The sequence below is a fragment of the Treponema sp. OMZ 805 genome (assembly GCF_050937395.1).
Lineage (GTDB): Bacteria > Spirochaetota > Spirochaetia > Treponematales > Treponemataceae > Treponema.
On the sequence record NZ_JACCLP010000011.1, the window covers coordinates 48465 to 63439 of the forward strand.

The 14975-nt window shown below is 42.3% G+C and carries 9 protein-coding genes; 3 read left to right on the forward strand and 6 right to left on the reverse strand.

The annotated features are described in order from the left end of the window. Positions 1–91: 91 nt before the first annotated feature. On the reverse strand, positions 92–868 hold the full coding sequence (locus HGH47_RS09300) for a MerR family transcriptional regulator (RefSeq protein ID WP_432911974.1): 777 nt from the start codon (positions 866–868) through the stop codon (positions 92–94). Between the two features lie 122 nt (positions 869–990). Between HGH47_RS09300 and HGH47_RS09305 the strand changes: the two genes are divergently transcribed. The 3 genes from HGH47_RS09305 to HGH47_RS09315 all read left to right on the forward strand — a co-directional run bounded on the left by HGH47_RS09305 (position 991) and on the right by HGH47_RS09315 (position 5031). Next, positions 991–2403 carry a YfcC family protein gene (locus HGH47_RS09305; RefSeq protein ID WP_212565999.1) on the forward strand — a complete coding sequence of 471 codons (1413 nt, stop codon included), beginning with the start codon at positions 991–993 and terminating at the stop codon, positions 2401–2403. A 79-nt stretch (positions 2404–2482) separates the two neighbouring features. Further along, a complete protein-coding gene (locus HGH47_RS09310) occupies positions 2483–3619 on the forward strand; it encodes an amidohydrolase family protein (RefSeq protein ID WP_212566000.1) in 1137 nt (378 codons plus the stop codon). Positions 3620–3639: 20 nt separating this feature from the next. Then, positions 3640–5031 carry a YfcC family protein gene (locus tag HGH47_RS09315; RefSeq protein ID WP_212566001.1) on the forward strand — a complete coding sequence of 464 codons (1392 nt, stop codon included), beginning with the start codon at positions 3640–3642 and terminating at the stop codon, positions 5029–5031. 37 nt (positions 5032–5068) lie between these two features. On the opposite strand, the gene HGH47_RS09320 is transcribed toward HGH47_RS09315, so the two are convergent. The 5 genes from HGH47_RS09320 to xdh all read right to left on the reverse strand — a co-directional run bounded on the left by HGH47_RS09320 (position 5069) and on the right by xdh (position 14954). Continuing rightward, complete coding sequence (locus tag HGH47_RS09320; protein ID WP_212566002.1) at positions 5069–7828, reverse strand: PD-(D/E)XK nuclease family protein; 2760 nt, start codon at positions 7826–7828, stop codon at positions 5069–5071. A 356-nt stretch (positions 7829–8184) separates the two neighbouring features. Continuing rightward, complete coding sequence (grdB, locus tag HGH47_RS09325) at positions 8185–9474, reverse strand: glycine reductase complex selenoprotein B (protein WP_230974563.1); 1290 nt, start codon at positions 9472–9474, stop codon at positions 8185–8187. Positions 9475–9484: 10 nt separating this feature from the next. Continuing rightward, positions 9485–10774: a glycine/sarcosine/betaine reductase component B subunit gene (locus tag HGH47_RS09330; RefSeq protein WP_212566004.1), complete on the reverse strand. Its 1290-nt coding sequence runs from the start codon at positions 10772–10774 to the stop codon at positions 9485–9487. 136 nt (positions 10775–10910) lie between these two features. After that, the gene (locus tag HGH47_RS09335) at positions 10911–12275 is read right to left on the reverse strand and encodes a PGN_0703 family putative restriction endonuclease (protein ID WP_212566005.1); all 1365 of its coding nucleotides are present in this window, start codon (positions 12273–12275) and stop codon (positions 10911–10913) included. Between the two features lie 63 nt (positions 12276–12338). Then, positions 12339–14954, reverse strand: coding sequence for a selenium-dependent xanthine dehydrogenase (gene xdh / locus HGH47_RS09340; protein WP_212566006.1), 2616 nt, complete (start codon positions 14952–14954; stop codon positions 12339–12341). Positions 14955–14975: the final 21 nt, after the last annotated feature.

A 14975-nucleotide genomic window follows, 5' to 3' on the forward strand; every position in this document is an offset into this window, starting at 1 on the left:
CTCTAAAAACGGCAAGCCTATCGGCTTGTTCTGTAAGGAAATTCATTAAGTTATCCGCTTTGCGGACTGCGAATCAGTTTTTAGAGGTTCCTTAAAGTATCTCTATATAGGCTTTTAGATAATCTATTCTTTGATTGCGTATGCTTTCGCTTATTAAATAGTTTACGAGAATTTTTCCCGTTCTATGTCTTTTATGTATTATTTTTAGCTTTTCAGGGATATTGTTTAAAAAATTTCGATTTACAATTTCTTCTACAAGAAAAACAATATAACGCTGTTTTTCAGTTTTTTTCCAAAGAATTTTATCCGTTTTATCGGGATATTGCGTAATAATACCCCTCTCATCATCATTAATATCCGAGCTGTTAATGCAACGTACATAGAGGGAAGGATTATTCGCGTATTGTATTAGCTTTTGCTTGTCTCCGTAATCAAACTTTACAACATAGTTAAAGGGTATATCTTCATACGCATATTCTGTATTTTTTAGCTCTTTTATGTTTTTTATTTGTCGGTTTTTTAAAATAATTTTTTTCAACATTATTTTATAATTGTTTATTTTTGTTTCAAAGTCTGTATAGGCATCATTAAGTATTTTTTCGTAATCATTTAAATTTAACATATTAAACCGGCGCATCTCTTTTATAGGAATACCAAGATTGCGATAAAACGAGATTTCGGCAATATTGACTAAATCTGCAACCGAATATTTTCTATAATTATTCATACCATCTTGATTAACAGGAAAAATATTTTCCTTTTGCCAATACCGTAATGTCGGACAGGAGATATTTAAAAGCTCCGAAACTTCGCCGATTGTTAAGTCCTTATTCATAGAACGAAATAATAATAAAATTTTTGTTGACATTCAAGTTACTTTAAGCTTTATGATGAATCTAAAGAACCGGTTACCTTAAATAAATGGCTATTGGATTTTTTATAAGAGAGCTGCGGATTACCTGCGCTTCTCATTTTACAGGAGGTATTTGTATGTCTGACACTGTAGTAACAAAAAAATGGTTTGAACGTATTAAAGTTCCCCATACCTATGTAATTCTCATAAGTATTCTTATTATTATGACCATCCTTACCCACATCATACCGGCAGGGCAATATGAAAGAGTAAAGGAACCAATATCCGGAAAAATGGTCGTCGTTCCCGGCAGTTTTCAATTTATTGACACTAAAGCTCCAGGATTTTTTGATATATTTCTCTCTTTACAGAAAGGGTATGTCGATGCAGCCAATATTATGTTTTTAATTATATTTGCATACGGATTTGTATATGTACTGGTAAAAAATGGAACGATGGATGCTTCTCTTGGAGCACTCGTTAGACTTGTCGGTAAACATGTACAGCTTATGATTCCGATAGTCATGCTTGTTCTTGGAGTGTTAAGTTCAACAATGGGGATTTTTGAAGAGGTATATGGCCTTTTCCCTGTTTTCGTAGGAATAGCAATAGCGTTAGGTTACGATGCAATAGTCGGTGGTGCAATGGTGTATCTGGGGGTTACGATCGGATATGCCGCAGGTACTTTTAATCCGTATAATGTCGTTATTGCTCAAGACGTAGCAGGCGTTACCGCTTATTCGGGATTAGGATTAAGAATTGCGGTTTTTGTTGTATTTGAAGCTGCTGCAATATTTTATATAATGCACTATGCTGCAAAAATAAAAGCAACTCCTGAAAAATCGATACTATACGGTTCCGATCCTTATATCATAAAAGAGAAAAGTATTGAGGAACTGACAAGTATAAAAATGACCGGAAGGCAAAAAGTTTGTTTGCTTATCTTTTTTATTACCTTAGGTATATTATTATATTGCACGACTCAACTTGGTTGGTATATTGACGAAATAGCAGCCATGTTTCTAATGATGATGATATTTGCAGGCATTGCGAGCGGTTATTCCGCTACGGAAATATGTAAGACATTTATCGAATCTACAAAGTCTATGGTATCATCAATGTTAATTGTAGGATTTACCCGTGGGATTTTAATTGTTATGAAGGACGGAATGATTTCAGATACGATTGTCTATTATTTGGTATCCCTACTTTCGGAAACAAGTAAATATATATCTGCTTTTGGAATGCTCTTCTTGCAGAATATCATAAAATTTTTTATTACGGGTTCTTCCAGTCAAGCGACAATTACAATGCCGATTATGGCTCCTACTGCTGAACTAATCGGTTTAAGCAAGCAAATAGCCGTGTTGGCCTATCAATTCGGGAATGGGTTTGCGGAAATGTTTTGGCCTACCTCTTGTGCTTTAGGCTGCGGTTTAATGGGTGTGCCGATTGATAAATGGTATAAATTTGTTACGCCACTCTTTGTTATCGTGCTGTTGTTGGAAATAGTATTTATGACAATTGCGGTAACTATAGGGTATCATTAATGATAAGGAATTTCTAAAACGTCAGTTTTTAGAGATATTCAATAAGTAACGATATATTAAATAGAGGAGTGGAGTCATTATGCTTATAAAGAATGGAAATGTTTTAAACTTTCAAGCCGGCGGATTTGTTCGGCAAGATATTAGAATTATTGATGGAAAAATAACCGAAATTGCAGAAACATTGGATGCCGATAAAAATGAAGAAATTTGTGATGCTTCAAATAAATATATAACACCGGGACTGATTGACGCACATAGCCATATTTGTATTAGCGAAGAAGGGCGTGGCACAATCGGAGATGATTGCAATGATTATAGTGAAGCAGTTATGCCGTATCTTGATACAATCGATGCAATATATCCCTTCGATTCTGCTGTACAAGAAGCAACTGCTCACGGGGTAACATGCGCTTGTGTATGTCCCGGTAGCGATAGTGTAATTGGAGGAATGAATAGCGTTATCCAATTATATGGTAGAACAGTTGAAGAGATGTTGATAAAACGGAAAGCCGCAATAAAATGCAGTTTCGGCGAGAATCCGAAAAAGGCCGGATATGTTTTTAAGTCGAGAATGGGAAACGCGTACCTTTTGCGTAAATGTATCGAAGAGAGCCTTGATTATAAACATAGAAAGAACGAAGCTTTGAAACGGGGCGATTATTTTAAGCGGGATATAGGAAAAGAAAATATGCTTTTAGCAATAGATAAAAAGATTCCGTTCCATGCTCATGCGCACCGTTGTGACGATATATGTACAGCTATAAGAATATGTAAGGAATACGATATTGAGTTGGTTATCATTCATTGTACCGATGGAGAAGCTATAATCGATCATTTGGCTGCACATAAATATCCTGTTATTCTTGGCCCAACGATGTATCCTCGCTCAAAACTGGAAAGCATGTCCAGAAGTTTTAAAACGGCAGGGATTTTAAATAAAGCCGGCATAAAAATATGTATTACAGCTGATCACGATGTTACTCCGATATATTATTTATCGGTTTATGCAGCGCAGTCCGTTCGCGCAGGCTTGGATGAAATTGAAGGTTTAAAATCTATAACAAAGAATCCTGCTGAAGTATTGGGCATTGATGATAGAAAAGGCGAAATTCTTGTAGGAAAAGATGCAGATGTGGTAATTTGGTCAAAACATCCGTTTGATTATGATACGAATGTTGAAGCCGTATATATTGCAGGAAAAGCCATGGTTGTTTAATTATATTAAGGAGAGTTGCTATGGTACAATTAAAAAATAAACTTCTTAATATTAAAATGCCTCATACTTATGTGATATTAGGTATTATTCTGTTATCGGTTATAGTACTTGCATATATTATTCCGTCTGGAGAATTTGATAGAGTGCTGGATGAAAGTTCGGGGAAAATGATAATTATTCCCGATAGCTTTCATTATGCAGAGGGTATAAAGCCTCATTTCTTTGATATTTTTTTGACGCTTCAAAAAGGGTATGTCAGTGCAGCCGGAATAATGTTTTTAATGATTTTTGCTTATGGTTATGTATATCTGTTGATTGATAACGGAACATTAAACAGTGTGATAAATATTCTTATAAAAGCGTTGGGTAAAAAAACATATTTGATTATTCCTGTCGGTATGCTCATCTTTGGCGTCCTTGGTTCAACGATGGGAATTTATGAAGAAGTATACGGTATGGTGCCTGTCTTTATAGGGATTGTTACTGCCTTAGGATATGATGCCGTAGTAGGAGGCGCTATAGTGTTTGTCGGAGTTGCTACCGGATTTGCTGCAGCTACGACAAATCCGTTTTCAGTAGGTATTGCGCAAAGTATTGCCGGTATCAGTATGTATTCCGGGATTGAATATCGAATTTTAATTTTTATTGTATTTGAAGTAACGGTTATTTTATATCTACTGCAGTACGCAAGAAGAGTAAAAAAAGATCCTAAAAAGTCTATTTTATACGGCGAAGAACGGACGCTTATTTTCCCTTTTAAACAGAAAGAAGCCGTTATAACAGTAAGACAAAAAATTTGTTTGATGTTGTTTGTTTTTACAATCGCTATGTTGCTTTATGGGACAACCAAACTGGGATGGTATATTAATGAAATTGCGGCGATGTACCTTATGATGATGATTATAACCGGAATAACTTCAGGATATTCGACGGATAAAATATGTAAAACTTTTATTAAATCGACTCAAAGTATGGTAGGCTCTATGATGGTTGTAGGATTTACCAGAGGTATTGTATTGGTAATGCAAAATGCAAAAATATCCGACACAATTGTTTACTATTTATCGAGTATTTTATACGGACGAACAAAATATATATCCGCCATTGGGATGCTCTTTATTCAGAATATAATAAATTTTTTTATTACCGGTTCTTCAAGTCAAGCTGCAATTACAATGCCTATTATGACTCCCGTCGCCGATATTATACATTTAAGCCGTCAGACAGCCGTATTGGTTTATCAATTCGGAGACGGTTTCTCAAATATGTTTTGGCCTACAGCATGTGCCGTTGAATGTGGTCTTATGGGAATACCAATAAATAAGTGGTATAAATTTATGGCGCCTTTATTTTTGATTATGGTAGTATTGCAGATTATCTTTGCCGCTCTATCGGTTTTGGTGTACGTTTAAATCTATTGTATACTATTAAATACAACAGATATAAGTCTTATTCCTCGACAGCAAAAGTTGTTCTGCAAATAGTGTGAAAGGGACATCCCATACAATCCTGCCATTGTACGGCTGCCGGTTTTCTAAAGTCTTCCATATCGACCTGCTGTGCGTATTCTTGCGCGGTTTGTAAAAAAGCCTGAATCGACGGTTCGAATTCTTCCCTCGTTTTAGAACGGGAGCTGCCCTGCGGTATTGCCGCCTTATCGTTGACAATGTATTTTATTTCTTCCTTTGTGATACCGAGGAAAAAAGCGTGCTCCGTCTCCTGCTTAAAAAGTTCGTTTTCTACAAGGAACAGATACATCGGCATTTGAAAGTCGCGCATGGCTTCCGGCTGATAATCCGAAGCCGCCGGAATGCTGCCGCTTTTGTAATCAAGGATGACGGCGCGGTCTTCCGCTTCCTGATAGGCGATGCGGTCTACGAGTCCGTGATAGAGGATGTCTCCGCTCCGGTACTGCAGCTCGCCTTCCATCATATACGGCGTATAACCGTCCAGCTTTTCCGCATCGAACGTAAGCACAAAGTCAACGCTTTTTAAACTGCGCTTTTTAATCGATTCGATAAAAGGCGCGGCGAGCGGCCCTCGAAAATCGGTTTGGCTGTGAACGGTCTCATTAAATATCGATTCAGCCCACGTCCTATAATCGGCGAGATGCGCAGAGATAAACACCCTATCGGTTTCCCGTATACGCTGATAGAGCCGCTCCAAAATACGATGACAAATGATACCGATATAGCGCGGGTTGAAAAGTTCCGCATCAGTGTCTTCTTCGTTGATGGAAAGCGCCGACGACAAAAACCATTGAGCCGGACAGCCGGAAAAAAGATGTAAGCCGCTTTGACTGATGCGGAATGCCCCGTCCGTATAGTGTCCGACCTTGAGCTTTTCCGAAAGTACCGGTAGGCTGCCGTTAAAAGGTTCGGTTAAAAAGGAAAAGCCGCGCGCTTGTTTAATACCGGCGAATTGTTCAAATCCCGCTTTTTGAACGGAATACAGCGCTTCCGGCGCAGGTTCTTCCCGTTTAAAGAAGCGATATTCCTGCAAAAGAGAATCGCTGTCATTCAGGTCGGGGCGGGAGGCAAAGGCGGTAAAAATGCCATTGCTGACGGTAAAGCCCGAAAAGGTTTGTTCGGAAACGGAAAAGCGCACGGTGCCGTATATTGCATACACCGCAAAAAAGGCCTGCGTTGCATCTTTTTCGACAACGCCGAGGTCTTCCCGTTTGTCTTTCCGTAAGAAGGGAAGTTTTTGATAGATTACCCTGCTTGCTTTTTGGTTGCAGTTGAGCACAAAGTGATGCGCAAAAGGAGTAGCTGCCGCGACTCTAAACGGAAAGATGCTGACCGCTCTTCCGGTATTTTGCGGTACATAGATTTCGCGGGAAAGTTGAGCGGTAAAAAAGCGATAGGGTTGTGCAGGCAGACAGTCGGCAAAATCCTCTTCAAGCTGTACCAATTCCTGCATCAGTGTGATACAGCGGCCGATGACGGCATTGTCTTCGGCTGAGAAGCCGTCGGGATTCAGATACTGCGCTCTAAAGAGGATGTACTGCCGCCGCATTTCGGAAAAGCTTTGAGCCTGCACGAACCGCTCCGCAGCTTTCATAAAGGGAAGGAGCCATTCTTTTGCCTGCTCTTTTTCGGCTTGCTCCTCCTCAGCACTGCTATGAGGATTATACGGGATAGGGAGTTTAAACGCCTCCTTCCAGACATTTTTATAGTGACCTTCATCCTTCCACGAAACAAGACAGTTGTTTTTTATACCGAAATTGATGAGCGCTTGTATCTGCGCGGGATGCTTCCACGGAATATGAGGATTGAGCAGCAGCGGTTTAAGGCTTTCAAACGAGTAATGTTCCTGTACGCACTGTTCAAGCAACGGAAAGAGCTGCCCCGCCTGCTGTTCGCCGAGTTTAAACCCGAGCCGAAATTCCGCGGGGATATTCCGCAATGCAAACTCCCGCTTGAGATACGGTACGGTATCTTCAATACCGGCAATGCTGAGCGCAATATCATCGGCAGGAACTCCGGTTGCCAAGAGCTGCTCAACTGCGAGCGCCGTAGAGCGAATTTCTTCCCGCATGGTGCCGAATTGGATAAGCGGCGTTGTTTCAGCGTTAAAGGCTGGGGCGGGAAGTATCGACAGTTCAGGCCGTTTTTCCAATAGACTGCGATACTCGTCAAAGTCTTCCATTAATTCGGGATAGAGTAAAATGTACTGTTGTGTATGCGGGATAAATTCCGCCCCCGCCCAAGAAGGTTCAAAGAGCCGGTGTGCGTCCAAAAATTCCGTATATGCTTTTTTCAAAATCCGTAAATCGGAGAACTCGGCGTCTTTACCGGCTTTATGCTGCGCCGCGCGTTTTTCCCAATGATCCAACTGCGGCAAAATACCGGCAATCCATTGCGCAAATATGGCGCCGTCGGCTGCGTAGTCCGCCGGGATGATGTTCTGTAGAAAGGGTTTTTCCGCCGCAGCATTATCGGCTGCAATATGATGCGCAAAGAGCAGGCGGATAATCTGAGACGCCGGGTTTTTATTTTCCGCTTGAGCGATACAGCACTCCGCCTTAAAGGCATCCCATGCAATAAACAGTTCGGCAGGAACCGCTGCAAGGCCGGTCAACGCAAGCGCACGATGCATCCAAAGCCGAGCCGCAATCCGTGACGGAAACACAAAACAGGTGCGGGCGTCCGTACCGTAGCGGCGGATACAGTCTTCTATAGTGGAACAGCCGGATATGATGCGCATAATAACCTCTTAAATATGTGAAGCTTCTAAAAATCTAACCGACTTTTTAGAGATGCCTATGATCTGGTTTCTATCAGCGATGAAAGCTCAATAATGTATTATACACAAAAAAATCGGATTGAGCATCTCTCAAACTCAATAGGAAACCTCATAGATATCAGATAAGGGTAAATATCAGGAAATACAAGTAATGCCAAATTATAAAGCTACGAATGATAAAGCCATACTACAGCGCACTGGGAGATTAAACCGCACGCATAAAAACGCCCGCTAAAACAGATGCGCTTTAGCGGGCGTTCACACAAGAACTTCTTGTTTTCGACATCAGCTAACAGCCGAAACCGTTAGCCGGTCTTTTAGAACACAGTCTGCTCCGTGATGGGTGTTTGTAAGGCTTTTAAGGCTTTTTCGACAAGCGCACGGCGTAGTTCTTTTTCGTCCTTTGCGTTCATCGTGGGGTTTCCGAGCGGGTGAGGAATTGCTACCGCCGGTACAATTCTGTTCGCTCCTACTGTTTTTGAAATCGGGACTACGGTTGCAATATGCACAACCGGTAAAACTTTTTCAATTTCTTTAACCATCGTTGCACCGCAACGAGTACAGGTGCCTCACGTAGAGGTAAGAATGACCGCCTGCACTCCGGCGTTTACAAGCTTTCCGGCAATTTCGGAAGCAAAACGCTTTGCATTCGCAACGCTGGTACCGTTACCGACTGTCGTATAATACAGCTCATGCAGCTTTCCGATTTTGTGCTCGCGTTCCATATCACGCAATACATCGACCGGCAATACACGGTTGGGGTTAGCGTTACAATAGGTGGGATCATAACCGCCGTGCGCCGTTTCACTGTTTTCGGAAGTCAGTTCGGAGATGCCTTTTAGAGAATATTCTCCGTAGTGAGAAGCGGAAGATGCTTCGATATGATCGGGGTTCCCTTTCGGAACAACACCACCTGAAGTTACCAATGCGATAACCGCCTTGGAAATATCGGTGATAGGCGCATGCGGCGGTACGCGATCGAACACCGGCATCGGATATTCTGTAACAAAAGATTCACCCTTGAGTTTTTGTACGAGCATATCGACGGCGCGTTTTGCCCCGCGTTCTTTTGCAAAGTAGTTTTGACGGATTCCGCGCGGCAGTAAACCGTCGGTGGTAAGGTCGATTGCTTCACCGTTTAATACCTTCTTTGCAACTGCGGCAATTGCAGGTACTGCATGGCGCATATCGGCAGCAGAGTTCTTCGTTTTAACGGTATACATAAAGGCTTTGAATACATCGTATCCGGGATTCTCTTCGTATAAACCGGTGATAGCAGGGATACCAAGTGCAGCTGCCGCTTTTGCAGCGCCGCCGCATGCCATACCATAACGGCCGGCGTTAAAACCGGGACCGGCAATCAGCAAGTCTGCTTCATTTTTCTTTAAAACATCTTGAATAAATGCCATACACTCGTCGGTATGGTCGTTAAAATAATTATCACCGCAGATAATCGTCTTAACGATTTTTCCACCGTCGCCGAGCGCTGCTTGAATCCCCATACCGGGGCCGACATTTCCGTCGATTACTTCAATCTTGTAATCGGCAACATCTTCTCCGCCCTTTCCGGCAAAGAATTGGTTGATATAGTGTACAATCTTTTTCATTGTTTACCTCTTATAATCCGCATGCGGATAAATTCCAGAAGCCCAGCTCATTGGTTGCGCCGGTAATAACCTGTAATTCCGCTTCGATACTTCCGTCTTCGTGTAAGCTGCCGTCCCATGCGCCTGCAATAACGTTCGCTTGTTGGGGATCACCGATAACCAAGTCCATCTTAGGCAGTTTGATAACCTGATTGGCATTTCCGTTCGACACAACGGCATCTGCGGAAGGATGAGCGTCCGCAAGTGACTGGCTGGCTCCGTCTTGACCTGCATATTCGTCGGTTAGCAATACGGTTTTAATGCCCTTTGCAGCGATCTTGCGGCAGTTCATCATCAAGTCGGCATCGGGATTCCCGAACCCTTCCTCGGAGATAATAACCGCATCAAGGTCGAGCTGTTCCGCAAGGCGTGCAGTCAGGGAAGAAGAGCGTTCTTTATCGGCAAGCGTTACGTTCTCGTTGGTTACGATAACACCGATAAAGTTATAATCTTTTCCGTGCCGTTTATACAGTTCGTGGATAACGGGGCTGTTTTGATGTACATACGTCGGGTTCTTATCACAGGCGGAAACACAGTTGCCACTTACGACTGCGCCGTCCATCGCTTCCGTCGGATACATAATGGTCGGCACAATCTGCTTAACATCAACACCATAATAGTAGGTATCGTGCAGCAGTCCTTGGCTCTGGAGCGCATATACATAGCCGACTTTCGGAAGATTGGGATACTGCTTGGCCTGTTCAATCGGGTTCAGCGTTTCGTAAACTTCGGTTTCAGCCGGAGCAACGGATTTTGCGGCGTTACCCAAATAGCGGGCGGTTTTAAGCCCCATCAAACGCAACGATTTTTCTTTAACGGCTCGGGTAGTGTCATCTTTAACGGTACCTTTTACCACGAGATTCACCGTGCGGGAAAACGGTGTATATTCGGCGCTGGGCCCGCTCATATCGATAATTCCTTCTTGGAATCCGACAACGGTACCGGTTGTTACAACAGCTGCACCGCGGAGTACGGCAGTTTTACCGGAGCCGACCGTATCTTCTTCGCCGGTGAAGAATCCGGGAAAGCAAACACCGCTGCCTTCAATCTTGCAGCGCGGCTCAATAACATCTTTAACGGAAATAATACGAGTTTTATCGCCCGGTTTTGTAATTGTCAGTGAAACATCAGTGATAAGCGGGTCTTCTTTAATAAGAGAGATAAGCTCATCTTTGTTGATTTCGAGACAAGTTCCTTGGATAGCGGTTTTTGCTGCAAACCGCATCTCATGAATGGGAATAATTCCCAGTTCAAGCTTCATATCGACCTCCTATACTTTTTGAAAGGGGCAGACTACCCCCTAAGTATACTATACTATTTTATTGCAATTAATCTAAGCTGTCAATTTATGCCGGACATCGCTAAAAACTGTAGATTTTAGAGGTTCCCAATAGTCGTTAAATATTTTTTAAATACTTATTATAAAACTCTGAATAGTGATTATAAAAAGGTAAGTTCTTGTTTTCAAGACATCTGCCAATTAAATCTTCAATATAGATAATGTCTATTTTCGCTGCGTATTCAGGTTTACATTTTTTTATTGCATTATCGATTTCACTTCTCAAATTAATTCGTGATTTTAAAAATACAAAAGTAATTGTACCGATATCTACATGGCAGATATTACGCCAAAGCTGATATTTTTTATAAAATTCATCCTCGAAGTCATCGTTTAAATATTTTTCATCACAGATTTTTTTTAGTTGTGGTAAATAATTATTTTTATATTTAGTGCGATACACCTCTGTTGGATTATTAGTATTAATTGATCCAAAATTTTGTTCTGTATATTTTATTTCAAAAAAATATTTTGTATTTGAATCATTAATAAAAAAATCAAAATTTGTATATTCGCCTGAAACTTCAAACGAGGTTTCTTCTATATGTTCAAATTTTCCTATAGCAGATAAAGAAATATTATTATTTACGAAATGCAAATTATGGTCTTTCAGTAACGGATAAAATAAGTTCAAGCAAAGAGCCTGTGACGAATTTAAATGCGAAAAATCTCTATGCAATTTTATCTTACTTTCAGTAATATATTTTTCTAAAGAATCTTTATATCCTAAATCAATGAGATTCAGCATTCTTTTTTCTTCTGGTAAAATATGGCGATATTTTTTCCCTCTGTAATTCATTTGTTCTGGAGTATTCAATACGGAGGCTTTGTAGTTAGATAAGTGCAAAATCAAAGTACAATAATTATATTTTTTTAGTTCTTTTATAACATTCTCTTTTTTTATTTTTATATTGCAATGAATTAAATTATGTTGTTTTCTAGTTAATAAAATTAAATTTTCAGGCGTATTATTGTAGCCATCGTCATTTATATGATGAATATCATAGTCATCATTCGTTCTTTTCCCTAAGAAAGCTCTTCCGATGAGTTCATAAACGTTTATATTGTGATCAACTTCTTTATTGCTTTTAGATAACTTAAGGTAGCCATCTAACTCGTTGTCATCTTGGAGAACAATACTACCTTTATATTTTATACGACCGTAATTACTTATTTCGTAGTCGTTCCACCCAAAAGTTGAACCATTTACCCATTTTTCATCATTTGCATACGTGTCTTCAGAAAAATTATATCGGTTTAAACTTATTCTTTTACTCTCAGCAAGCTGTTCTTTTGTTGGCCAATTAATTCCTCTATGAGGAGTTTTATCCCATAATTGCTCATAATACTCAACAAATTCTTCATCTGTAAGCTTATTCTTTCCCGTAAAATTAATTTTAGTTTCTAATCCTGTCTGGTTCATTTATTTTCAAGCATCTTCCGGTTTTTCAATCCTTTCCCAGTCAATCGGGTTTTTCGTTTTCGTTTACTTTTTCCGGCTATACGGCGTATTTTCCAGCGGCAGTTTGGTTCTAAAGATACCGTCGCGGTTATAATACGCAAGCGCTACCGCAGGAGCCGTCGGGATACTGGCAATTTCGCCAACTCCCTTTGCACCGCATGCAAGCTCATTATCGTTCTGTTCGATAATATCAACCTTTATCGGCGGTACCTGCGGCGCTTTAAACAGGCCGAGCGTACCGAACTTAGCAGTCGGAACACCCTTTTGCAGCGGATAGTCCTCCGTCAGCGCATACCCGAGGCTCATCACAACACCGCCTTCGATCTGCCCTTGCAGCGAAATCGGATTAATAGCCCGACCGATATCATGCGCCGCTTCGATATATGCAAGTTTCCCTTCTTCATCCAAATCGATAAGGTGCGTTGCATATCCATACGCAACATGACTTACCGGATGGGGTTTATCGGATCCTATTTTGTCCGTCGGGAAGGTATATTCCGCAAAAAATTCTTTACCACTGAGGGCGGTAAACAATTCGGGCAGTATATCCTGATGTTCGGAAAGTTTTCCCGTTTTGCCGCGCTTTTGCAGTTCTTCTTCAAGCGCTTTTTTTACATCGGTAGCCGCTATGCGGGTACTTTCGCCGGTAAATACGGTTTGCCGTGAGGCGGTCGTATTCCCCGCATCGGGCGCAAACTTGGTGTCGGGTGTTTCGTAATGCAATAGGCTGCGCGGCAAATCAAGCACTTCGCTGACAATCTGCAACAGAATTGTGCCTACCCCCTGCCCGATACAGGCCGCACTCGAATAGATATGTACGCCGTCCGCCTGAAGCCGCAGAGTTGTGCGCCCGAAATCGGGAATACCGACTCCAAGTCCCGAGTTTTTAATAGCACAGGCAATTCCCGCCTTGGGATGCGCATCGTAATACGGCTTTACCGCTTCGAGGGTCTGTACAAGAGCGGTTGAATCGTCGGCATATTGACCGTTCGGCAGTACCTGCCCGGGACGGATTGCATTCCGATAGCGGATTTCCCACGGACTGATGCCGACCTTTTCCGCCAATAAATTGATGCACGATTCAACGGCAAAGCAGCTCTGTGTTACGCCGAATCCTCTGAATGCACCGGCCGGCGGGTTATTGGTGTACCATGCGCAGCCGAGGATGTCGATATCCTGATAGTTATACGGCCCAGCCGCATGGGTACAGGCACGCTGGAGCACCGGCCCGCCGAGCGAGGCGTAAGCGCCGGTATCCGAGTGAAGCACTGCTTTTAAGCCTGTGAGGTAGCCGTTTTCATCGCAACCGAGGGTAAAATCCATCTCCATCGCGTGCCGCTTCGGGTGGATGATAATGCTTTCTTTTCTACTTAAACTCACCTTGACGGGGCGTCCGGTCTGTAACGCAAGGATAGCCGCATGGTGCTGCACGCTCATATCTTCCTTACCGCCGAAGCCGCCGCCGACCATCTTGGCGATAACCCGTACCTTATCAATGGGTAAGCCGGTAGCCTCTGCGCATTCCCGCTTTGTTTGGTACACGCCTTGATCACCCGAATAGATGATAATACCGCCTTCTCCGTCCGGCTTTGCAACTGCCGTTTCCGGCTCCAAAAAGGCGTGTTCGGTCGGCGGCACGGAATAATGATGCGAGACGACGTATTTTGAATTTTTCAGTTTCTCATCAGTATTGCCGCGCACAAGATGCTCTTTTGAAAGAAGATTCCCTCCTTCGTGGACATGCGGCGCATCTTCTGCCATTGCCTCTGTCATAGAACACACAGGCGGCAGCTCTTCATACTCGATTTTTACCGCTTTTTTTGCAGCTTCCAAAATCTCGCGGCTTTCGGCGGCAATCAGAACGATGGCATCCCCTAAATAATGCGTTTCTTTGCCAAGCGGAATAAGCACATCCCAGTCTTTTTTTAAATGTCCGATTTTTTGCATACCGGGGAGATCTTTTGCCGTCATTACGAGATGAACGCCGTGCATCTTTTCAGCTTCTTCGGTATCGATAGACACAACCTTTGCCCGCGGATATGCAGTGCGCACGGCGCTTCCGTAGAGCATTCCATCCGGATACATATCATCGGTATATTCGGCGGTACCTGCGGCTTTCGCGTATGAATCGACACGAAGCGCGCTGATCCCTACCGCTGTTTCGGTTTTTGCTTCCGGAACAGACGTGTTTTCGCGCAGCAGTTTTGCCGCCAATAAAATAGCCTCTTCAATTTTTACATAGCCGGTACAACGGCAAATATTGTTGCGGATAGCCTGTTTTACATCCGCAGATGAGGGATTGGGGTTTCCGTCTATCAGCGCTTTTGCACAGATAATCATACCGGGAATACAAAAGCCGCATTGCACTGCACCGCAGTGGGCAAACGCATATTGATATACGGCAAGCTCGCGTTCGGGAAAGCCTTCAAGCGTCATGATTGATTTTCCTGCTAATCTACCGGTAACTTGAACACAAGCCTTCATCGGTTTTTCATCTATTAAAACAGTACAAGTTCCGCAGGCGCCTTCCATACACCCGTTTTTAACGGAAGTTAAGTGCAGCGAATCGCGTAAAAAATAGATAAGTTTTTGATTTTCTTCGGCTTCAACAATCCGGCCGTTAACGGTTAATGATACCATAGCATACTCCATCCGGAACGG

Excerpts from the sequence above, each read along its gene's own strand:
- HGH47_RS09300 (WP_432911974.1), bottom strand. The coding sequence starts at position 868 with ATGTCAACAAAAATTTTATTATTATTTCGTTCTATGAATAAGGACTTA.
- HGH47_RS09305 (WP_212565999.1), top strand. The coding sequence starts at position 991 with ATGTCTGACACTGTAGTAACAAAAAAATGGTTTGAACGTATTAAAGTT.
- HGH47_RS09310 (WP_212566000.1), top strand. The coding sequence starts at position 2,483 with ATGCTTATAAAGAATGGAAATGTTTTAAACTTTCAAGCCGGCGGATTT.
- HGH47_RS09315 (WP_212566001.1), top strand. The coding sequence starts at position 3,640 with ATGGTACAATTAAAAAATAAACTTCTTAATATTAAAATGCCTCATACT.
- HGH47_RS09320 (WP_212566002.1), bottom strand. The coding sequence starts at position 7,828 with ATGCGCATCATATCCGGCTGTTCCACTATAGAAGACTGTATCCGCCGC.
- HGH47_RS09330 (WP_212566004.1), bottom strand. The coding sequence starts at position 10,774 with ATGAAGCTTGAACTGGGAATTATTCCCATTCATGAGATGCGGTTTGCA.
- HGH47_RS09335 (WP_212566005.1), bottom strand. The coding sequence starts at position 12,275 with ATGAACCAGACAGGATTAGAAACTAAAATTAATTTTACGGGAAAGAAT.
- xdh (WP_212566006.1), bottom strand. The coding sequence starts at position 14,954 with ATGGTATCATTAACCGTTAACGGCCGGATTGTTGAAGCCGAAGAAAAT.